Origin of the sequence: Streptomyces sp. CS113 (assembly GCF_002188365.1) — a bacterium.
GTDB classification, from domain to species: domain Bacteria; phylum Actinomycetota; class Actinomycetes; order Streptomycetales; family Streptomycetaceae; genus Streptomyces; species Streptomyces tendae.
Genome location: NZ_KZ195574.1, coordinates 5,473,117 through 5,492,207, shown reverse-complemented (window position 1 = coordinate 5,492,207; position 19,091 = coordinate 5,473,117). Strand labels below are relative to the sequence as shown.

Annotated in this window: 18 protein-coding genes; 11 read left to right on the top strand and 7 right to left on the bottom strand. The window is 74.0% G+C overall.

What is annotated here, in order from left to right; all coding sequences use genetic code 11:
- Positions 1–52 precede the first annotated feature (52 nt).
- Complete coding sequence (locus B9W62_RS24575; protein ID WP_087809184.1) at positions 53–649, bottom strand: histidine phosphatase family protein; 597 nt, start codon at positions 647–649, stop codon at positions 53–55.
- Positions 650–862: 213 nt separating this feature from the next.
- On the opposite strand from B9W62_RS24575, the gene B9W62_RS24570 reads away from it, so the two are divergent.
- The 4 genes from B9W62_RS24570 to B9W62_RS24555 are packed head-to-tail and all read left to right on the top strand — an operon-like array spanning position 863 to position 6,027.
- Positions 863–1,852, top strand: coding sequence for a phosphatase PAP2 family protein (locus B9W62_RS24570; RefSeq protein WP_087809183.1), 990 nt, complete (start codon positions 863–865; stop codon positions 1,850–1,852).
- On the top strand, positions 1,749–3,005 hold the full coding sequence (locus B9W62_RS24565; protein WP_373433701.1) for a hypothetical protein: 1,257 nt from the start codon (positions 1,749–1,751) through the stop codon (positions 3,003–3,005). The genes B9W62_RS24570 and B9W62_RS24565 overlap by 104 nt, the downstream gene beginning before the upstream one ends.
- The gene (locus B9W62_RS24560) at positions 2,996–4,669 is read left to right on the top strand and encodes a hypothetical protein (RefSeq protein ID WP_179235646.1); all 1,674 of its coding nucleotides are present in this window, start codon (positions 2,996–2,998) and stop codon (positions 4,667–4,669) included. Before B9W62_RS24565 ends, B9W62_RS24560 begins: the two co-directional genes overlap by 10 nt.
- Complete coding sequence (locus B9W62_RS24555) at positions 4,666–6,027, top strand: AAA family ATPase (protein WP_087809181.1); 1,362 nt, start codon at positions 4,666–4,668, stop codon at positions 6,025–6,027. Before B9W62_RS24560 ends, B9W62_RS24555 begins: the two co-directional genes overlap by 4 nt.
- A 107-nt stretch (positions 6,028–6,134) precedes the next feature.
- Here the strand turns inward: B9W62_RS24555 and B9W62_RS24550 are convergent, their stop codons facing one another.
- On the bottom strand, positions 6,135–7,121 hold the full coding sequence (locus B9W62_RS24550; RefSeq protein WP_087809180.1) for a helix-turn-helix transcriptional regulator: 987 nt from the start codon (positions 7,119–7,121) through the stop codon (positions 6,135–6,137).
- Between the two features lie 130 nt (positions 7,122–7,251).
- Here B9W62_RS24550 and B9W62_RS24545 point away from each other — a divergent pair, with 130 nt between their 5' ends.
- Positions 7,252–7,617 (top strand): VOC family protein, encoded by a 366-nt coding sequence (locus B9W62_RS24545; RefSeq protein ID WP_087809179.1) that lies wholly within the window; start codon positions 7,252–7,254, stop codon positions 7,615–7,617.
- Between the two features lie 182 nt (positions 7,618–7,799).
- Here the strand turns inward: B9W62_RS24545 and B9W62_RS24535 are convergent, their stop codons facing one another.
- Positions 7,800–8,396 (bottom strand): TetR/AcrR family transcriptional regulator, encoded by a 597-nt coding sequence (locus tag B9W62_RS24535; protein ID WP_087809178.1) that lies wholly within the window; start codon positions 8,394–8,396, stop codon positions 7,800–7,802.
- Between the two features lie 119 nt (positions 8,397–8,515).
- Here B9W62_RS24535 and B9W62_RS24530 point away from each other — a divergent pair, with 119 nt between their 5' ends.
- Positions 8,516–9,370: an NAD(P)H-binding protein gene (locus B9W62_RS24530; protein ID WP_087809177.1), complete on the top strand. Its 855-nt coding sequence runs from the start codon at positions 8,516–8,518 to the stop codon at positions 9,368–9,370.
- Between the two features lie 10 nt (positions 9,371–9,380).
- Here B9W62_RS24530 and B9W62_RS24525 read toward each other — a convergent pair whose 3' ends face one another.
- Positions 9,381–10,265 (bottom strand): SDR family NAD(P)-dependent oxidoreductase, encoded by an 885-nt coding sequence (locus B9W62_RS24525; RefSeq protein WP_087809176.1) that lies wholly within the window; start codon positions 10,263–10,265, stop codon positions 9,381–9,383.
- 195 nt (positions 10,266–10,460) lie between these two features.
- Between B9W62_RS24525 and B9W62_RS24520 the strand changes: the two genes are divergently transcribed.
- Positions 10,461–11,339: a helix-turn-helix transcriptional regulator gene (locus B9W62_RS24520; RefSeq protein WP_087809175.1), complete on the top strand. Its 879-nt coding sequence runs from the start codon at positions 10,461–10,463 to the stop codon at positions 11,337–11,339.
- A 69-nt stretch (positions 11,340–11,408) separates the two neighbouring features.
- On the opposite strand, the gene B9W62_RS24515 is transcribed toward B9W62_RS24520, so the two are convergent.
- Positions 11,409–11,735 carry an ArsR/SmtB family transcription factor gene (locus tag B9W62_RS24515; protein WP_087809174.1) on the bottom strand — a complete coding sequence of 109 codons (327 nt, stop codon included), beginning with the start codon at positions 11,733–11,735 and terminating at the stop codon, positions 11,409–11,411.
- A gap of 92 nt (positions 11,736–11,827) precedes the next feature.
- Between B9W62_RS24515 and B9W62_RS24510 the strand changes: the two genes are divergently transcribed.
- Positions 11,828–13,078, top strand: coding sequence for an MFS transporter (locus B9W62_RS24510; protein WP_087809173.1), 1,251 nt, complete (start codon positions 11,828–11,830; stop codon positions 13,076–13,078).
- Positions 13,079–13,139: 61 nt separating this feature from the next.
- Positions 13,140–13,706 carry a dihydrofolate reductase family protein gene (locus B9W62_RS24505; RefSeq protein ID WP_087809172.1) on the top strand — a complete coding sequence of 189 codons (567 nt, stop codon included), beginning with the start codon at positions 13,140–13,142 and terminating at the stop codon, positions 13,704–13,706.
- Positions 13,707–13,732: 26 nt separating this feature from the next.
- Here B9W62_RS24505 and B9W62_RS40835 read toward each other — a convergent pair whose 3' ends face one another.
- The gene (locus B9W62_RS40835) at positions 13,733–14,176 is read right to left on the bottom strand and encodes an alkyl sulfatase C-terminal domain-containing protein (RefSeq protein WP_087809171.1); all 444 of its coding nucleotides are present in this window, start codon (positions 14,174–14,176) and stop codon (positions 13,733–13,735) included.
- Between the two features lie 169 nt (positions 14,177–14,345).
- Between B9W62_RS40835 and B9W62_RS24495 the strand changes: the two genes are divergently transcribed.
- Positions 14,346–15,446, top strand: a complete 1,101-nt coding sequence (locus B9W62_RS24495; protein WP_087809170.1) for an LLM class flavin-dependent oxidoreductase — start codon at positions 14,346–14,348, stop codon at positions 15,444–15,446.
- Here B9W62_RS24495 and B9W62_RS24490 read toward each other — a convergent pair.
- Positions 15,422–17,338: a putative bifunctional diguanylate cyclase/phosphodiesterase gene (locus B9W62_RS24490; protein ID WP_087809169.1), complete on the bottom strand. Its 1,917-nt coding sequence runs from the start codon at positions 17,336–17,338 to the stop codon at positions 15,422–15,424. The genes B9W62_RS24495 and B9W62_RS24490 overlap by 25 nt on opposite strands.
- A gap of 284 nt (positions 17,339–17,622) precedes the next feature.
- Between B9W62_RS24490 and B9W62_RS24485 the strand changes: the two genes are divergently transcribed.
- Positions 17,623–19,008: a M6 family metalloprotease domain-containing protein gene (locus tag B9W62_RS24485; RefSeq protein WP_087809168.1), complete on the top strand. Its 1,386-nt coding sequence runs from the start codon at positions 17,623–17,625 to the stop codon at positions 19,006–19,008.
- Positions 19,009–19,091: the final 83 nt, after the last annotated feature.

The following is a 19,091-nucleotide window of genomic DNA, read 5'->3' as shown; positions in this document are numbered from 1 at the left end:
TGGGTGCGCAACCCGGCGTGGCGGGGTGCCTCCCCCACTCTCGGCCCGGCCGTCAGCCGACCAGGTGCCCCAGGTCGTTCCAGCTCTCCACCGCCGGCTCCCCGTACGCCCACCCCAGCACCGACAGCGACGTCGGGTTCAGCCGTATCCGCGCGCCGAAGGCCACCGGCAGCCCCAGCCACCGGGCCCCGATCGCCCGCAGGATGTGCCCGTGGGCGAAGACGAGCACGTCCCGCTCCGCCTCCCGCGCCCACGCCACCACCTCGTCCGCGCGCGCGGTGACATCCGCCACACCCTCCCCCTCCGGGACCCCGTCCCGCCAGATCAGCCACCCGGGCCGCACGGCCTGGATCTGCTCCGGCGTCATGCCCTCGTACGCCCCGTAGTCCCACTCCTGGAGCGTGTCCCACGCGCGTGCGCGCTCGCCGAAGCCGGCCAGCTCGCAGGTCTCACTGGCCCGCACCAGCGGACTGGTCCGCACCTCCACGCCGGGCAGCCCGTCCAGCGGCACCCGGTGCAGCCGCTCGCCCAGCAGCTTCGCGCCGCGCCGGCCCTCCTCCAGGAGCGGCACGTCGGTCCTGCCGGTGTGTCTGCCGGACAGCGACCACTCCGTCTGTCCGTGGCGTGCCAGCAGGATGCGCGGTGCCATGAAGGGGCCCTTCCGGGAGAAATGTCTGAGGGGACCTCTCCATCATCCCGTACTGTCCGTGCGGGCAACCCGAGGGGCGGTGCCCGCGTCTATCCGGTCCGAGGGCGCTTGGCGGGGCCGTCGCGGCGAGGCCGTAAAGTGGCTCGCCCGTGTCCGTCCGGGCGTACGGGTGAGCGAGAAGTGAGAAGCGTGAGAAGGGGGAGGGCGATCGGATTGCGGCACACCGAGACACCGGGCACCGAGGCGGCCCCGCACCCTCGGCTGCGCTGGTGGACCGAGCTGCCGCTCATCGTCCTCGTCTACGCCTGCTACAGCGCGGGGCGCCTGCTCGTCCGGGGCGACGTCTCCGACGCCGTCGACCACGGCCTGGCCATCCTGGACATCGAGAAGGCGCTCCACCTCAACGCGGAGCACCCCCTCAACCGCCTCTTCACGCGCGAGCCGTGGATCGGCGTACCGGCGGACTTCTGGTACGCGTCGCTGCACTACGTGGTCACCCCGGCGATCCTGGTCTGGCTCTTCCGCTCCCGCGCGGTGCGCTACCGGGCCGCCCGCACCTGGCTGATGACGTCCACGTTCATCGGTCTCATCGGCTTCACCCTGCTGCCGACCTGCCCGCCCCGGCTGCTGGACGCCGGTCACGGGTTCGTCGACACCATGGCCCAGTACAGCTCGTACGGCTGGTGGGGCGGCGAGGCGAGCGCCCCACGGGGCCTGGGCGGGATGACCAACCAGTACGCGGCGATGCCGAGCCTGCACGTGGGCTGGGCGCTGTGGTGCGGGGTGATGCTGTGGCGCCACGGCGGCACGCGCACGGCCAAGGTGGCGGGTGTCGTCTACCCGCTGGTGACCACGATCGTCGTCATGGGCACCGCGAACCACTACTTCCTGGACGCAGTCGCCGGTGCGGCCGTGATGGGCGCGGGGCTGTTGCTGACGCCGTTCGTGCTGCGGACCGCGGAGCGGGCGCGGACCCGGCTCGCGGCCCGTTTCACACCGGCCGCGGCCGACTCCGCGGGCGCCTCCGCGTCCACCCCCGACTCCGCCCGGGACGACGCGGGTTCCGCGATTGTCAGTGGTGGATGCCAGACTTCCGCGGGTGAGCGATTTCCACGGCAGCGCGAGCAGCGGTTCCCAGCAGGGGCCGAGCCGGACCCCGCCCCCTCGGACGCCGGGGACGAGACTCCGGCACCGACTCGCTGAGCTGCGCGGTCCCGACGTACCGGCCAAGGCGCTGGACGCCCGGGCCCTGGCCGCCCTCGCCGCCAACCCGGGGTGCCGCCGGCGCGCGATCCTCGACGGCGCGGGGGTGGACAAGGCCGCCCTGGCCAGTGCGCTGGGCTCGCCGTCGGCCTTCGGGCAGTCGCAGTTCGCCCTCACGCGGGGCAACGCGTTCGAGGCGAAGGTCAAGGCGGACGGCGGCGCCGAGTTGCTGCGGCTCGTGCACGAGAGGCTGGACCGCGCTGCCGAACCGCCCGCCGAGGCCCGGGTGGAGGTGCCCGACCTGTCGGCGACCGGACCCGAGGGCCGTACGGCGCGCACGGCCCTGGCCCTGCGCGAGGCCGCCGGCACGCCCGGCGCGTGGACGCTGCTGGACCATCCGATGCTCGCCCTCGACGTCGCCGGTTCGCCCGCCTTCCTGGAGCCGGACGCCGTGGTGGTGCATCCGGACGGCAGCTGGACGGTCGTCGAGATCAAGTCCTTCCCCATGCTGGACGGCGCCGCCGACCCGGCGAAGGTGGGCGCCGCCGCCCGGCAGGCCGCGGTGTACGTGCTGGCGCTGGAGCGGGTCGCCGCCCGGCTCGACCCGGCCCCGCGCGTGCGCCACCGGGTGCTGCTGGTCTGCCCCAAGGACTTCTCCAACCTGCCCACCGCGTCCGCCGTCGACGTGCGCAAGCAGCGCGCCGTCACCGACCGCCAGCTCGCCCGGCTGACCCGCGTCGAGGACATCGCCGACGCGCTCCCGGAGGGCGTCTGCTTCTCCCCCGGGCTGCCGGCCGAGGAGCTGGCTGCGGCGGTCGAGGCGGTCCCGGCGGCGTACGCGCCGGAGTGCCTGTCCGCGTGCGAGCTGGCCTTCCACTGCCGTGCCGGGTCCCGCGAGGCGGGTGCGGTCACCTGTCTGGGCCGCCCGGTGCGGGCCGAGCTGGGCGGTCTCGCCACGGTCGAGGACGTGCTGGCCGCGGCCCGCGGGGAGGCCGGTGATCCGGACGACCCGGCGGTGGCCGCGCTGCGCAGGGCGGCCCGGCTGCGTGCGGAGGCACTGGCGACGGCCGGTGCGGGGACCGCCGGAGCGGCGGGCCACGGCAGCGGTGCCGGAACCGGGACCGGCGTCGGCGAGGTGTCCGCGTGTCGCTGATCACCACGCTCGCCCGGCTGGAGGCCGTGCGCACCGGCCGGGCCCAGCCCGCCGCCACCGTCCGGCACCGGCACCTGTCCGACCGTCCGCTGGTCTTCGTGCCGCTGACCACCGCCGGTGAGGCCGGGGCCCCGCTCGGCGCGCTGGTCGGCACCGACCGGGACGCGCCGCACCTGCTGGTCGTGCCGCAGCCCCGCGACCGCGACCTGCGCTTCGCGTTCCTGGCCGAGCTGGCCGACATCGTGCTGCCGTACGTCGAGGCGTACGCGGAGAGCGTCGAGGCCGCCGAGCGCACCGAGACCGACCCGCAGACGGGCAAGCGGGTCAAGGTCGAGGTCGACCTGTGCGCCGACGCCGCGCAGCTGATCGTGCCCAGCCGCGCGGGCGTCGACTTCGTACGGCTGCTGGGCCGGTCCATGCGCTTTCGGCGTACGGCGGAGCAGGACCCGCAGACCCCGCACCCCGCGCCGCCCCGGGTGCCGCTGCTCGGCCGGTGGCTGACCCACTACGGCGAGCGGGCCCGCGTGCCCGGCTCCTCCCTCCTGCTCGCCATGACCGACCTGCTGGGCCGGCACTGGGCGACCGGGCAGTCCACGCTGGAGGACCAGCACCTGGGGGCCCTGCTCGCGTGGATCGCGCCGGAGTTCTCGCGGGAGCCCGCCCTGACCGGCGCGGAGGCCGCCCGCCGGGCCGAGCTGGCCCGCGACGCCGACGGCCAGCTGCTGTGCCCGCCCGCGGGCCCGGCGACCGACCCGGCCTTCGACAACAAGCTGCTCGCCCCCGCCATCGAGCGCCACCACCGCGCCCGCACCGCGCTGGCCGCCGCCGAGGACGGCCTGGAGGCCGACGAGCGGCTCGGCGCGCTCACCGCCGCCGAGCGGGAGATCCGCGCGCTGGTCGACAGCCGTACCCGGCCCACCTGGGACGCGGTGTGGCGGGGCATCGACCTGCTGCGGGAGCTGCCCGAGGGGGCGCACGCCGAGGAGCGCTGGACCCGCGACCGCTGGTCGTTCACGTCCCACCGCGACCGCATCCTGGCCGGCGAGCCCCCGCAGCCGCGCCGCGACGACGCCGTGACCGCGGCGAACAAGCTGGCCACGCGCGAGCGCGAGCAGGCCCGTCTGGAGGCCCAGGAGGCGCTGGACGATCCGCTGGTGATGGCCGGGCGGCGGCTGTCCGGGGAGGCGTTCGCGGGCGAGGTCGTCGACGTGGTGATGGCGTACAGCGAGAGCAAGCGGCCCAGTCCGCGCCCGCTGGTCACGGTGCGCACGGACGACCGCCCGCACCTGGGCGAGCGGGTGAAGGTCTACCGCTCACTGGGCGGCAGGCCCCAGACGGCCGAGTACGTCGGCCTCGCGGCCACCGACGGCACCGACGGCACCGACGGCACCGACGGCACCGACGACGGGACCGGTACGGGGGCCGACGACGGCACGCTGGTCCTGCGGATCATGGACAAGATGGGCCGGGGCAAGGAGCCCGAGGCGGGGTCGGTGCCGGAGAAGGGCGACCTGGTCTGCTTCACGCTGTTCGAGCACGAGCAGCGGGGCGGTGCGAAGCTCCCCGACCCGGAGCAGACGCCGTGGACCCACGGCGGCCCGCCGGGTGAGGCGGCCGCCGTGCCGGAGGCCGCCGACGCCCAGACCGAGGAGGACGTGCTGTGACCGCCGAGGCCCTCGCCGCTCCCGCCGCCGCGGCCTTCGACCCGGGCGCCGAGGCCGCCCGCGCCACCGCGGCGATCCTGCGCGACACCCTGCACGGCACGGAGCGCGGTGTCGTCGTCGACTCCCCGCCCGGCGCCGGCAAGTCCACGCTCGTGGTGCGGGCGGCGCTGGAGCTGGCCGAGTCCGGCCGCCCCCTGATGGTGGTGGCGCAGACCAACGCCCAGGTCGACGACCTGGTGCTGCGCCTGGCCGAGAAGAATCCGGACCTCCCGGTGGGCCGCCTGCACAGCAGTGACGCCGACCCGTACGACAAGGCGCTCGACGCGCTGGAGAACGTCCGCAAGTCGGCGAAGGCGGCCGACCTCGCCGGGCAGGCCGTCGTCCTGTCGACGGCGGCGAAGTGGGCGCACGTCACGGTGGACGAGCCGTGGCGGCACGCGATCGTCGACGAGGCGTACCAGATGCGCTCGGACTCCCTGCTCGCGGTCGCCGGGCTCTTCGAGCGGGCGCTGTTCGTAGGCGACCCGGGCCAGCTGGACCCGTTCGCGACGGTGGGCAGCGAGCAGTGGGCGGGCCTGGCCTACGACCCGTCGTCCTCGGCCGTGACGACCCTCCTCGCCCACAACCCGGGCCTGCCCCAGCACCGCCTCCCGGTGTCCTGGCGGCTCCCGGCGTCGGCGGCCCGGCTGGTCTCCGACGCCTTCTACCCGTACACGCGGTTCCGCAGCGGCACGGACCACGGCGACCGGCGCCTGGCCTTCGCGGTGCCGTCGGACGGCTCGGGCCCCGACCGGGTGATCGACGAGGCCGCCGCCTCCGGCTGGGGCCTGCTGGAGCTGCCCGCCCGGCACACCCCGCGCACCGACCCGGAGGCGGTGCGGGCGGTGGCGGCGGTGGTCCGGCGCCTCCTCGACCGGGAGGGCCGGGCGACCTCCGAGCGCTCCCCGGATCCCGCACCTTTGACGGCCGCCCGCATCGCCGTGGGCACCGCGCACCGGGACCAGGCGGCGGCGGTCCGTGCGGCGCTGGCCGACCTCGGGGTGCACGACGTGACCGTCGACACGGCCAACCGCCTCCAGGGCCGCGAGTACGACGTCACGGTCGTCCTGCACCCGCTCTCCGGCCGCCCCGACGCCACCGCCTTCCACCTGGAGACCGGCCGCCTGTGCGTCCTGGCCTCCCGGCACCGGCACGCGTGCGTCGTGGTCTGCCGCGAGGGCGTCGGCGACCTGCTGGACGACTACCCGTCGACGGAACCGGTCCAGTTGGGGACGCTGGTGAAGTTCCCCGACGGCTGGGAGGCGAACCACGCGGTGCTGGCGCATCTCGCGGAACACCGGGTGGCCTGGCGGCCCTGACGCGATGCCGCCTCAGCCCATCAGGATGCCGGTGACGTCAGGGTGTCGTGGTCGGGCATGCCGCGGTAGTGCACGGCCCGCACGCAGGCCCCGGCCCGGCCTCACGTTCATGGACCGGGTCGAGGACCGTCGGCAGCGTGCGCACGAACGATTATGGCCGCCAGCCGTCCGACCAGTCGCCGCGCGGACTCCGGGGCGACGACCTCGATGTGCTCGCCGAACTGGAGCAGTTGCCGCACCCCGTCGAGCCCGCCGTACGCCACGGTCACCTCGGCCCGCCCGTCCTCCCCCGGCTCACCCACCGTCCTGAGCCGGGCGCCCAGGATCCGCCGGGCGAGGTCGAGGCTCACGACGTCGACGCGCGCCGTGACCACGACATGCTCCTCGCTCTCCAGGGCCTCACCCAACTCCCGGGCGACACCCGCGAGATCGGCACCGGCGCGCAGGCGGCGCGCGCCGTCGAGCACGGCCCAGCGCCGAAGCCGGGTGAGCGCGAACATCCGGGGCCGCCCGTCCCGGTCGGCCACGAGGTACCAGCGCCCGCCCCGCTGGACCAGCCCGTAGGGGTCGACCACGAGTTCACGTGCGGCGGCGTCCCCGCTCCTGCGGTAGACGATCCGCAGCCGCCGCCCCGTACGCACGTCCCGCACCAGCCCCGCGACGTCGGGCAGGGGCGCGGCATCCTCGAACCAGGGCCGGTTGTCGATCGCGATCACATCGGTCAGCGCGAGCGGCAGGTCGTCCCGGACGGGCGGCAGGGCCCGACGGGGCGTGAGCTTGCGCAGCGCCGACCGGGCGGCCGCCTCACCGCCGAGCTGACGGGCCCGGTCGAGGTCGAGCCCGACGGCCCGCAGCAGGTCCGCCTCGCCCCTCGTCAGTTTCGACAGGTCGGCCTGGTCACCGGGGAGCAGGCTGATGCCGCCGTACTTGCCCCGCTCGGTGACGACGGGAATCCCGGCGTCGACCAGCGCCCGGACGTCCCGCAGGACCGTCCTCGTCGACACCCCCAGCTCCTCGGCCAGCGCCTCGGCGGTGGTCCGCGGACGTGCCTGGAGGGCCGCGAGAAGCTCGATCAAGCGCTGCGGCCGGCTCATGCGACAGCTCCCTCATCCGAAGGCCCGAAGACCCGAAGACCCGAAGGCCCGAACACGACAACCCCTGTCATGTTCTCAGGCGAGGCTTTCACCAGCGGCCGAACGGCCCGCTCGGAAGGAGCCGATACCCATGTCCGCACCCAACCTCTTCCTCGTCTACGTCACCGACGTCGAGCGCGCGACCGCCTTCTACTCCGGCCTGTTCGCCATCGAGCCGGTCGTGACGACACCGCGCTACGTCCCCTTCGAAGTCGCCCCCGGCGTCCTCTTCGCCCTCTGGAGCGGCCGCGCGGACCGGCTCACCCCGCAGACCCCGCGCACCTCGGAGGTCGGCCTCATGGTCCCGGGCTCCTCGGCCGCCATCGACGCACTGCACGCCGAGTGGGTCGCCAAGGGCGTCACGGTGGTGGAGGAACCCCACGACGAGCCCTTCGGCCGCACCTTCGCCATCACGGACCCGGACGGCAACCTGATCCGGGTCGCGCCGGTCGACTAGGGGGTGTCGTTTGGATCTTGCCGGGGTCGCGGGGTCTGGCACGCACATCTGCGGCGTTGTCGTCGGTTGCCAACGCTCCGCGTTGTCGCCCTCCTCCGCCTTGCAGCTGCACGCACCAGACCCCGCTCGGGTCGGCCACAAGGCACCGTCGGCCGCGGCCGGCCTGATCCAAACGACACCCCCTAGAACCCGCCGGGCGAGCGCCCGCGGATGCCGTCCAGGAGGTACGTCGTGCGGCGGTCGTAGTCGTCCCGGGGCGGCCGCTCGCCGTGCTTGAGGGCGAGGGCGTTGTCGAGGACGAGTGCGTGGAGGTCGCCCGCCGTGAACTCCGGCCGCAGCGCACCGCGGGCGCGCGCCGCCGCGACGAACTCCTCGTTGGCCACGCTCCCGGCCCGGCAGATCTCCATGAGCTGCGGCGAGTGCGGATAGGTCTGCAACAGGACGTCGTTGAAGGCGGGCTGGCGGTACTGGAGGTCACGGATCGCGGTGAGGTAGTACGCGATCCGCTCGCCGGCGTCGTCGACGGTCCGCGTGCGGTCGATGAGGGCGAACAGCTCACGGGCGACGACCTCCTCGATGACGGCCTCGATGAGGCCGACCCGCCCGCCGAACCGGTTGAAGATCGTGGCCTTGCTCACCCCCGCCGCCCTGGCGACCTCCTCCAGCGGCACCGTCAGGCCCTGCCCCTGGAAGGCGCCGATCGCGGCGGCGCGGATCTGCTCGGAATTGCGCCGGGCGTCGGCACGCAGCCGGGGTCCCGGAGGCACCGCACCGGCCATGGTCCTCACCGTCTCTTCCTGTCTCCACCGACACAACTTGACTCGCCGAGTCAGCTTACCTACGGTCGTCGGCGGAGCGAAAGTGACCCATGTGGTCAACTTACGGGAAGGCCAGAAACATGATCGTTGTCACCGGCGCCACCGGTGGGCTGGGCGGCGCCACCGTCGAGTACCTCCTCGGGCGCGTACCCGCCGACGAGATCGGCGTCAGCGTCCGCGACACCGCCAGGGCGCGGCACCTCGCCGACCGCGGCGTGCGCGTGCGGCAGGGCTCCTACGAGGACCCGGCCGCGCTGCGCGACTCCTTCGCCGGTGCCGAACAGGTCCTTCTGGTGTCCGGCAACGACCCGGCCGCCGACATCGTCGGCCTGCATCGCAATGCCGTCGAAGCCGCGGTCGCGGCCGGCGTCCGGCGCATCGTCTACACGAGCCAGCAGGGCGCCGTCCCCGGCAACCCGTACCCGCCGTCGGACCTGCACATCGCCACGGAGGCGATCCTCGCCGACTCCGGCATCGCCTGGACCGCGCTGCGCAACGGCGCCTACGGCCCGCTCGACCAGGTACTCGGACCGTGGCAGCGGACCGGCGCGATCGCCCAGCCGCAGGACGGCCCCGTGCCCTACACCGACCGTGACGACATCGCCGAGGCCACCGCGGCCGTCCTCGCCGGTGACCGGACCCTCGACGGACCGGTCGACCTCACGGCGCCGGCCGCCGTCACCTTCGACGACGTCGCCGCGATCGCCTCCGGCCTCACCGGCCGCCGCATCGAGCGCCTCGTCCTGGACGACGAACGGTGGGTCGCCGACCAGGCCGCGGCCGGTGTGCCGGAGCAGCTGGCCCGGTTCATGCTCACCTGGTACCAGGCGGCGCGCGCGGGCCGCTTCGCCGGCACCGGGCCGCTGCTGGCCGACCTCCTCGGCCGCGAGCCCCGCACCGTCGCGGACCGGCTCGCGGCCGGCCTCGCCGCCTGAAGCGCCCGGTTCAGGCCGCGGGGAAGTCGGTGCCGGGGGCGGAGGCGGCGGTGGCGTCGAGGTTGGCCCGCAGGGCGTCGACCTTCGCGGTGGCGAAGGCGTGCGCGTCCGAGCCCAGCAGCTGACGCAGGGGGCCGCCTTCGAGACCGGCGCGCTCGATGATGGCGGCGGCGCCCTTGACCGGGTCCCCGAGCTGGCGGCCGTGCAGCGCGAGGTGGTCCTCGACCATGGCCCGCACCGCCGGGTAGTGCTCCGTGGTCGCGCCGGGCAGGCTCAGGGAGTCCGAGCCGAGGAAGGACGTGCGGAAGTAGCCGGGCTCGACGAGGGTGACCTCGATGCCGAAGTCCGCGACCTCGGCGGCGAGCGCCTCGCTCAGCCCTTCGAGCGCGAACTTGCCCGCGCAGTACAGGGCCCAGCCGGGCATCGTGGTCAGACCCAGGATCGAGGACACGTTGACGACCCGGCCCGCCCGCTGCTCACGCAGGACGGGCAGCGCCGCGCGCAGCACGTTCCACACCCCGACGACCTGGACGTCCAGCATGTCTCGTACGGCCTCGTCGGTGGTCTCCTCGACGGCCGCGAGGTGGCCGTAGCCCGCGTTGTTGACGACGACGTCCAGCCGGCCGAATCGCTCGGTGGTCCGCTCCACGGCGCTGCGGACCTGGCTCTCGTCCGTCAGGTCCACGGTCAGCGCGAGGAGCCGGCTGGTGTCGGCCGCGCTCCCCAGCGCGGCCCGCAGGCGCTCGGCGGAGCGGGTGGTGGCGGTCACGTTGCCGCCCCGGGCGAGCAGCTGCCGGACCAGTTCGAGGCCCAGCCCGCGGGAGGCGCCGGTGACGAACCAGGTGGTGGGAGCCGTGGGGGTGGCAGGAGCCGTGGGGGTGGTGGGGGCAGACATGGGTGTCCTCTTCCATGGGGTGCGCGACGGGATGCCGGACCGGGCTGCCGATCCGGCGCTGATTCGATCGTGGACCGCGCGGGAGCGGTGCCGAGGGCCATGGCGGGCCCTGTTCGCCCTAGGCCGCGCGGGGGTAGGACCGGCAGACCCCCTTTGGCGGGCCCGTCGTCGTTCCACGCGGGACAGACTGCTCCTATGACCCGCACCAACCGAGAGCTCGCGGACTTCCTCAGGCGCTGCCGCGCCCAGTGCGATCCCGAGCAGGCCGGACTGCCGCCGGACGACCGCGTCCGGCGCGTGCCCGGCCTTCGGCGGGAGGAGGTCGCCCGCCTGGCCGGCGTGTCCGCCGACTACTACGCGCGCCTCGAACAGGGCCGCTCCGGCAACCCGTCGCCCGCCGTGGTCGAGGCCATCGGGCACGCCCTGGGACTGGACGCGGCGAGCCTCGCCCATCTCAAGGACCTCGTCGGCATCGCCGCCACCAGCCCCCCGTCGCGCACGCCGAGCGTGCAGCGTCTGCGCCCCGGGCTCCATCGGCTGCTGGATTCCCTGGACACCGCCACCCCCGCGCTCGTCCTGGGGCGGCAGTCCGCCGTCCTGGGGGCGAACCGGATGGCCAGAGCCCTGTTCGCGGACTTCGACGCCATGCCGGCCGTCGAGCGCAACTACACCCGCTGGCTGTTCCTCGACGAGGACGCGCGCGACCTGTTCGTCGACTGGGACGTCCAGGCCCGCGCCGCGGTGGAGAACCTGCGCCTGGACGCGGTCCGCGCCTCGGACCGGCAGGCCACCGAGGCGCTCGTCACGGAGCTGAGGGAGCGCAGCGACGACTTCGACCGCTGGTGGCAGCAGCACCGCGTGCACCAGCGCACCCACGGCTCCAAGCGGCTGCTGCACCCCTTGGTCGGCGAACTCACCGTGGAGTACGAAACCCTTTCGCTCCCCGGCGACAGCGACACCACGCTGTTCCTCTACACCGCCGAACCCCGCTCGGCGTCCGCCGAGGCGCTGAGCCTGCTGGCCTCGTGGACGCTGGCCGGACCTTCGACGACCCCGGGTCAGTCGCGCGACTGACCCGCGGGCGTCCGGCCCAGAGACACGCGACCGTCCGGCCCAGAGACACGCGACCGTCCCGCCCGGGGGTCAGTGCTCCCGGGCCAGCGCCCCCATCAGCGCGTCCAGCAGACCGGGTGCCGCCTCCTGCAAGGCGTCCCGCCGCAGGCGGTGGCCCCGGGAGGGGCCGACCATGACCGGATGGAAGGCGCCCGCTTCCACCAGGATCTTGAAGTGGTGGGTCGCGGTGGACTTGTTCAGTCCCTCGTAGAGGTCCGAGCAGGGCGCTTCGCCGGCCGGGTCCGCCGCCAGACGGCGCACCATTTCCAGGCGTACGGGATCGGCGAGCGCGCGCAGCAGTTTCTGGACCGCGGCGACGGGCGGCAGCTGGTCCGAGGGGATCTCCCAGGGCGGCATCAGACACCCCCAAGTTTGACGAGCATCATACTTCTCCTTAGCATCCTCGAAGTACGACGCACATCCTACTTCCCCTCTCCCCTGGAGTCCTCGTGCGGGAACTCTCCCAGGGCCGCCGCCCCCAGTCATGGAGCTACCCGGCCCTCCTCGTCCTGCTCATGCTCGGGCAGGCGACGTCCGCCATCCCCTCACCGCTCTACTCCCTGTACGCCGAGAAGTGGGACTACCCGCCCGTTCTCACCACCGTCGTCTTCGCCGCGTACGGGGCCGTCGCGGTCGTCGCGATCCTGCTGTCCGGCGCCCTGTCCGACCGCTACGGCCGCCGGCCCGTCCTCCTCGTCGCCGTCCTGCTGCTGCTCGCCGGGCTCGCCGTCTTCGTGCTGGCCGCGGGACCCGCGTACCTCGTCGTGGCCCGGATGCTCAACGGCCTGGGCATCGGCGCGATCGTGGTCGTCGGCGGAGCCGCCCTGCTGGACGTGAGCCCCGAGCGGGCGGCGCGCAGCGGGACGCTCACCGCCATCGCCTTCAACGTCGGCATCGCCGCCGCCGCACTCGGCACCGCCGCCCTCGCCCAGACCGGCTTCCACCCCCTGCTCCTGCCCTACCTCACCGACGCGCTGATCGGCCTCGTGCTGCTCGTCCTCCTCTGGGTGATGCGCGAACCGCACCCCTCGCCCGGTACGGCGCCCCTGGGGATCCCGCGTCCGCACGTGCCCAAGGAGATACGCGGACGCTTCACCTTCTCCGTGATCGGCGCCGGTGCCGCCTGGGCCGTCCTCGGGGTCTGCTTCTCACTGGAACCCGCGATCGCCGCCGACGCCGCGAACGTGGACGGCCCGTTCTTCGGCGGTGTCGTCATCGCGGCCGTGACCCTCGCCGCCGCCTGCACACAGATCCTCAGTGCCCGCCGTCCGGCTCGCACGGTGGCACTCGTCGGCGACTCCGCGCTCGCCGTGCTCATGCTGGCCGGAGTGGCGGGCTTCGCGACCGGCAACGCCGTCGTCATCGTCGTCACCGTCGCCCTCCAGGGCGCCGCGTACGGGCTCGCCTTCGGCGGCTCCCTGCGCCACCTCACCGCCGGCATCCCCGCCGAACGGCGCGGGGCCGTCATGTCGATGTTCTACCTGCTCGCCTACGGCGCGCTCATCACGCCCACGCTCCTCGTCGGCATCGGCGCGACCGTCTGGGCCGACACCACGGTCTTCTTCGCCTTCTCCGTGCTCACGGCACTGCTCTGCGCCTCGGCGGTGGCCGTCGAGCGGGTACAGGCGCGCCGGCGCCGGCACACCGAGGCGGTACCGGCACCGGGAACGCAGGTGCGAGCGGCGAACGCCGCCGACTGACCGGCGGCCGCCCGTACATGGCCGTACCGTCGGACCGGAGCGGCTACCGAGGAGGCTTGCGATGCGCAGCGTGACCTATTCGATGAACGTGTCCCTCGACGGCTGCATCGTCGACGCGAACGGCGACATCGACTGGAGCGACCCGGACGAGGCCGTCTTCCAGTACTGGACCGACGAGATCCGCGAGGCCGGCGTCCACCTGCTGGGGCGGCGGCTGTACGAGACGATGCTGTACTGGGAGACCGCCGGGCAGGACGAGCCGCTCGGCGCCGCGGAGCTGGAGTGGGCCGCGCTGTGGAAGGCACTGCCGAAGGTGGTGTTCTCCCGGACGCTGCCGACGGTACGGGGCACCAACACCCGCCTGGCCTCCGGCACCCTGGCGGAGGAGATCGGGCGCTGGCGGGCGGAACCCGGCGAGGGCGACATCGCCCTCGGCGGCGCGGCCCTCGCCGCCGAGGCCGCGGACGCCGGCCTGATCGACGAGTACCGGACCATGGTCCACCCGGTGCTGGTCGGCGGCGGCACCCCGTTCTTCCCGCACCACGGACGCCGGGTGAACCTCGAACTCGTCGAGTCCCGCACCTTCGGCCGGAATGTCATCCTCCTCCGCCACCGCGTGACCCGCTGATCAGGGCTTCCCACACGGGGCGAGTCTCATGGGGTGACGACGGGGAAGTCGGGGTCGAAGTCGTCGAGAAGGCCGGCGAGCGTGTGCAGGACGGTTTCGTCGCCGTCGAGCGTGATCTTCCCGGCCTGGACGAGTGGGGGCGCGCTCGCGGGCTTGAGGAGGGTGGCGACGAGGGCGGCCTTGGGTCCGGCGACGGTGAGGCGGGTGTCGGGGGAGGCACCGGAGATGACTCCGGCGCAGCGGGTGCGGGCTCCGGCGGAGACGGTGACGCCGGTGCGGGACATCGACCCGCCGGAGGGCAGGGCCTGGAACAGGCCGCCGAGGAGGTTGGCGCAGCCCAGGGAGCGGAAGTCGCCGTTCATGTCGGAGCGGGTGCCGTCCGGGTTCGGCATCGACGGCCCGATCCCGGCGGCCTGCGCGAGCGCCACCAGTGGCACCGAGGTGAGCATTGCACTGATCGCGTCTCCCATACCTCACTCGGATCCTTGCGCCAGATGACCCCAAACCCTGGGCCGCCGTGATCGAACCGGCGGCAGGGATTCACGTGGGTCCTAAACAGCGGGGAATAACCGGAGACCCCCTCCTGTTACGTCGCGAAGCGACCCGTACGAGCACGTCAAGCACAGGAGGCACCCCACCATGCCCGAAGACGCCGCCGAGGAGATCCGGGGCACCGCCCACGGCACCGCTCCCGTCCCCCTCTCCGTACTGGACCTGGTGACCGTCGGGGCCGGCCGGACCGCCACCGACGCGCTGCGGACCGGCGTGGACATCGTGCGGCTCGCCGAGGCACGCGGTTTCCAGCGGTACTGGGTCGCCGAGCACCACTCGATGCCCGGCGTCGCCTCGTCCTCGCCCGCGGTGATCCTCGCCCACCTGGCGGCCCACACCGACCGCATCCGGCTCGGGTCCGGCGGCGTCATGCTGCCCAACCACGCGCCGCTCGTCATCGCGGAGCAGTTCGGGACGCTGGAGGCCATGGCGCCGGGGCGGGTCGACCTCGGTCTCGGCCGGGCGCCCGGCACGGACGGGGCCACCGCCGCCGCCCTGCGCCGCACCGACCGGCTGAACGAGGGCGCCGACGACTTCCCGCAGCAGCTCGCCGAGCTGATCCGGTTCCTGGACGACGACTTCCCGGACGGGCACCCCTACGCCCGTATCCACGCCGTGCCGGGGCCGGTGCAGGCCACCTCGCCGGGAGGCGTGCAGTCGGCGCACCGGCCGCCGGTGTGGCTGCTCGGTTCCTCCGGGTTCAGCGCGCGGCTGGCCGGCACCCTCGGGCTGCCCTTCGCCTTCGCCCACCACTTCTCGGCGCAGAACACGATCCCCGCGCTCGACCTGTACCGGGAGTCCTTCCGGCCGTCCGCCGTCCTGGACGCGCCGTACGCCCTCATCGGCGTCTCCGCGCTCGCCACCGACGACGAGAAGGAGGCCCGCAGGCAGGTGCTGGCGGCCGCGCTGAACATGGTGCGGCTGCGCACCGGGCGCCCGGGGCTGGTGCCGACGCCGGAGGAGGCCGAGGCGTACGACTTCAGCCCCATGGAGCAGGACTTCGTCCAGTCCTGGAACGCCAACGTCATCCACGGCACCGCCGACGAGGTCCGGGCCGGCCTCGACGACCTGCAAAAGCGCACCGGTGCCGACGAGCTGATGCTCACCGCCAACGCCCACGGCGGCGACGTACGCCTGCGCTCCTACGAGCTGATCGCCGACGCCTACGGGTTGCCGACGCCCGCCTGAACCCCGGCGGGGCCGCCGGGCCCCGCGTGGCCCAGCAGCGCGGAGATGCGGTCCGGTGCCACCGGCCGGGAGTAGAGCCAGCCCTGGCCGGTGTCGCAGCCGATGCGGCGCAGCCGGGTCGCCTGGTCCGAGGTCTCCACGCACTCGGCGGTGACGGTCAGGCCGAGGCGGTGGGCGAGCTGGACCATCGCCTCGACGATGACCTCGTCGGCCGGGTTGGCCACCTCGCCGGACCCCGCGTCGGACACGGCCGCGTACTGGAAGCCCCGGACGAACGCGCCGTCCAGCTTCAGCACCGAGACCGGCAGCCGGCTGAGGTAGGCCAGGTTCGAGTAGCCGGTGCCGAAGTCGTCGATGGCGATGTGCACGCCCATGTCGCTGAGCGCCTTGAGGACCTGGAGCGGGCGCCCGGCCGAGCCCATCACCGCCGACTCCGTCAGCTCCAGCTGGAGGAGATGGGGCGCCAGGCCCGTCTCCTCCAGGGTGCGGGCGACGTCCGCCACCAGGTCGGAGTCCCAGACCTGGCGGACCGCGACGTTGACGCTGACGAAGATCGGCGGCTCGTCCGGATGGGCCAGCTGCCAGCGGCGGGCCTGGTGGCAGGCGGTGCGCAGGATCCAGCGGCCGAGGGGAACGATCGAGCCATCCTCCTCAGCCAGTGCGATGAACCGATTCGGCGCCAGTACGCCGAACTGAGGATGATTCCAGCGGATGAGCGCCTCGACGCCCCGCACCCGGCCGTCCTCCATGCCGACCAGCGGCTGGTACTCCAGGGCGAACTCGCCGCGTTCGATGGCGGGCCGGAGCGTGGCGGCCAGCGCCTGGCGGGTCATGCGGTTGGCGTTGCGCTCGGGGTCGAAGAGGGTCCAGCGGGCCCGGCCGTCGGCCTTGGCCCAGTACAGGGTGGTGTCGGCGGCCTGCATCAGCGCGGTGGGGGTGGTCCCGGCGGTGTGGCGTTCGACGACGCCGACCGAGGCGGTGACCGACAGGCGGCGGTCGGACAGCTCGAACGGCGGCTGGAGGGCCGCCAGGACCGCCCCGGCCAGGTCGGCGAGCTGGTCGGTGCCGGTGGAGTCCTCCACCAGGAGGGCGAACTCGTCGCCGCCGAGCCGGGCCACCAGCGGGGCGCCCGACCGGGCGTGGGCGGCCTCCTCCGCGCACCTGGTCAGCCGTTCGGCCACGGCGGCCAGGAGCCGGTCGCCGACCCGGTGGCCGTGGGTGTCGTTGACGGCCTTGAAGCCGTCCAGGTCCAGGTAGCACACGCCGATCCGGCCGGTGCCGCCGTGCTCGTACGACTCCGCCTCCAGCGCGGCCGTCAGGCGTTCGAAGAACAGCGCGCGGTTGGGCAGCCGGGTCACCGGGTCGTGCATCTGGAGGTGCCGCAGCCGGGCCTGGAGTTCGCGCCGGGCGCTGACGTCGGCGACGGAGAGCAGCAGCCCCGGGGCGACCCCGTCACCGGAGTCCCCGGAGTCCCCGGAGTCCCCGGTATCGGCCAGCGGTTCGACCGTCACCTGCGCCCACAGGGAGTGGCCGTCGGCCCGCTTCAGCCGTCGGGTGCAGCGCAGCCGGGACCGGTGGCCGCGCAGCACCTCGCGGTAGGCGTGCCAGGTGCCGGCGTCGGAGGCGAGGTCGACGAGGTCGGCCGCCACGCCGCCGGCCAGTGCGGCCGGGTCGGTGCCGAGCAGGGTGCCCAGCGAGTCGTTGGCGCTGACGACCAGGCCCTCGGCGTCGACGACGGCCATGGCGAGCGGGGCCGTGGCGAACACCGACCGGTAGGCCGGGGGCCCCGTACGACCGGTGGACCCGGTACGAGGAGCCAGGTCGTCGTCACTCTCTGTGACCGCCGGGCCGAGGTCTGCCGCGGGCGCCGGCCCTTCGGAGGTTCCGTTCACCGCTCGCTCCCGCAGTGCCTCGATCTCTGTTCGTGCTCTGTTCGTGCAGGAAAGTGTGCCGATCATAGAGGCTGACACCGGGCCCTTCCAGCCGCCGTTCCGCGTTCGGGACCGAGCGACCCCTGAGGCAGATCGTTTCTGCTCACACCTGGACGGGTCCGTTACGCCTCCGACCAGTTGTGACGTTCCGTGAGTGTCTTCGCGATGTCGCCCGGGAGAACTCCGGCGAAATCCCGGCCGGCTCACCCATCCGGTGCAGGCGAACAGGGCGCAATACGACAATCATGCACAAGCTGGGTGCGGTGTCCCGTCGACCGCGTCCGGAGGTTCATGTGCCGCGCCAGCTCCCCCTGAGGCGACTTCCCCGGGAGGCCCTCGCGGGGCTCGGCGCGGGCCGCCGGGCGGCGGGCACGGCTCGGGCGACCCGGACCAGGCTGCGCAGCACCGCCGCGGTGTGCACCACGATGTCGGCGCTCGCCGCGACGTCCCTGATCACCGCGCCCTCGGTCGCCGAGCCCTTCTCCCCGGAGCCCTGCGCGCTCCAGCGCACCGACGTGCACCACTCCGAGGGCGTGGACACCTGGAACGCCGCCTATCCGCGGCCCGCCCGCGCCCTGGACGCGGTGATGGTCTTCCTGTCCTTCCCCGACTCCCAGCCGCTGACGGCCCCGGCCGAACTGGCCGCCGACCACTTCCCCGCCACCGGGGACTTCTTCCGGCGCGCCTCCTACGGCGCCTTCACGCTCCGCCCGCACCCGCTGCGGGACTGGATCCGGATGCCGAGCCCGTCGACGTCGTACGCCATACGGCGCGACTGGAGCCCGGAGCACCGGGCCGCCTATCTGCGCGACGCGCTGGCCGCGGCCGACCGGCACGTCGACTTCTCCCGGTACGACGTCGTCTACTTCGTCGCGGACCCGGACGCGCCCGGGGTGGACTCCGACGCCACGAAGGTCGTCAACCTGGACACCCCCATGCGGGCGGACGGCACCGACATCCGGCGGGTCGTCACGGTCTTCGAGAACCATCCGCCGGACCGGCTGGTCCTGGCCCACGAGACGGGGCACGTCTTCGACCTGCCCGACCTGTACCACCGGCCGGTGGACGACGACGGCGACTGGGACACGCACGTCGGCGACTGGGACCTGATGGGCAGCCAGTTCGGACTCGCCCCCGACCTGTTCGCCTGGCACAAGTGGAAGCTGGGCTGGCTGCACCCCCGGCAGGTGGCCTGCGTGCGGGGCAGCGAGCCGACCCGGCTGACGCTGGAGCCGCTGGGGGCGGGGCCCGGGGTGGTGGTGACGGGCGCCGCCGGCGCACCGGCCTTCGGCCTCGGGCGGGGCACGAAGCTGGCGGTGGTGCGCACCGGCGCGGGCAGCGCACTCGCCTTCGAGGTGCGTACGCCGGTCGGCAACGACGTCACCTCCTGCCGGGCGGGGGTGCTGGTGTACCGGGTGCACACCGGGGCGGAGTCGGGCGGCGGGCCGATCGAGGTGATCGACGCCCACCCGGACACCGAGGCCTGCTGGGCCGACTCGGTCTACCCCCCGCTCGCCGACGCCCCGGTGGCCCTGGGCGAGAGCTTCACGGTGCCCGGCGACCACGTACGGGTGGAGGTGGAGAACCGCACGGAGTCGGGCGCCTGGACGGTAAGAATCAACCCCGGCTGAGCCCCCCACCCGGGGCCACCCAGACATCCCCGCCCACACTGACAACGGGCCACCAGATACCCCCGGCCCGCACCGGCAACGGG

Coding starts and splice junctions, on each gene's coding strand:
- B9W62_RS24575 (WP_087809184.1), bottom strand. CDS start 649: ATGGCACCGCGCATCCTGCTGGCACGCCACGGACAGACGGAGTGGTCG.
- B9W62_RS24550 (WP_087809180.1), bottom strand. CDS start 7,121: ATGAGCCGGCCGCAGCGCTTGATCGAGCTTCTCGCGGCCCTCCAGGCA.
- B9W62_RS24545 (WP_087809179.1), top strand. CDS start 7,252: ATGTCCGCACCCAACCTCTTCCTCGTCTACGTCACCGACGTCGAGCGC.
- B9W62_RS24535 (WP_087809178.1), bottom strand. CDS start 8,396: ATGGCCGGTGCGGTGCCTCCGGGACCCCGGCTGCGTGCCGACGCCCGG.
- B9W62_RS24530 (WP_087809177.1), top strand. CDS start 8,516: ATGATCGTTGTCACCGGCGCCACCGGTGGGCTGGGCGGCGCCACCGTC.
- B9W62_RS24525 (WP_087809176.1), bottom strand. CDS start 10,265: ATGTCTGCCCCCACCACCCCCACGGCTCCTGCCACCCCCACGGCTCCC.
- B9W62_RS24520 (WP_087809175.1), top strand. CDS start 10,461: ATGACCCGCACCAACCGAGAGCTCGCGGACTTCCTCAGGCGCTGCCGC.
- B9W62_RS24515 (WP_087809174.1), bottom strand. CDS start 11,735: ATGCCGCCCTGGGAGATCCCCTCGGACCAGCTGCCGCCCGTCGCCGCG.
- B9W62_RS24505 (WP_087809172.1), top strand. CDS start 13,140: ATGCGCAGCGTGACCTATTCGATGAACGTGTCCCTCGACGGCTGCATC.
- B9W62_RS40835 (WP_087809171.1), bottom strand. CDS start 14,176: ATGGGAGACGCGATCAGTGCAATGCTCACCTCGGTGCCACTGGTGGCG.
- B9W62_RS24495 (WP_087809170.1), top strand. CDS start 14,346: ATGCCCGAAGACGCCGCCGAGGAGATCCGGGGCACCGCCCACGGCACC.
- B9W62_RS24485 (WP_087809168.1), top strand. CDS start 17,623: ATGCACAAGCTGGGTGCGGTGTCCCGTCGACCGCGTCCGGAGGTTCAT.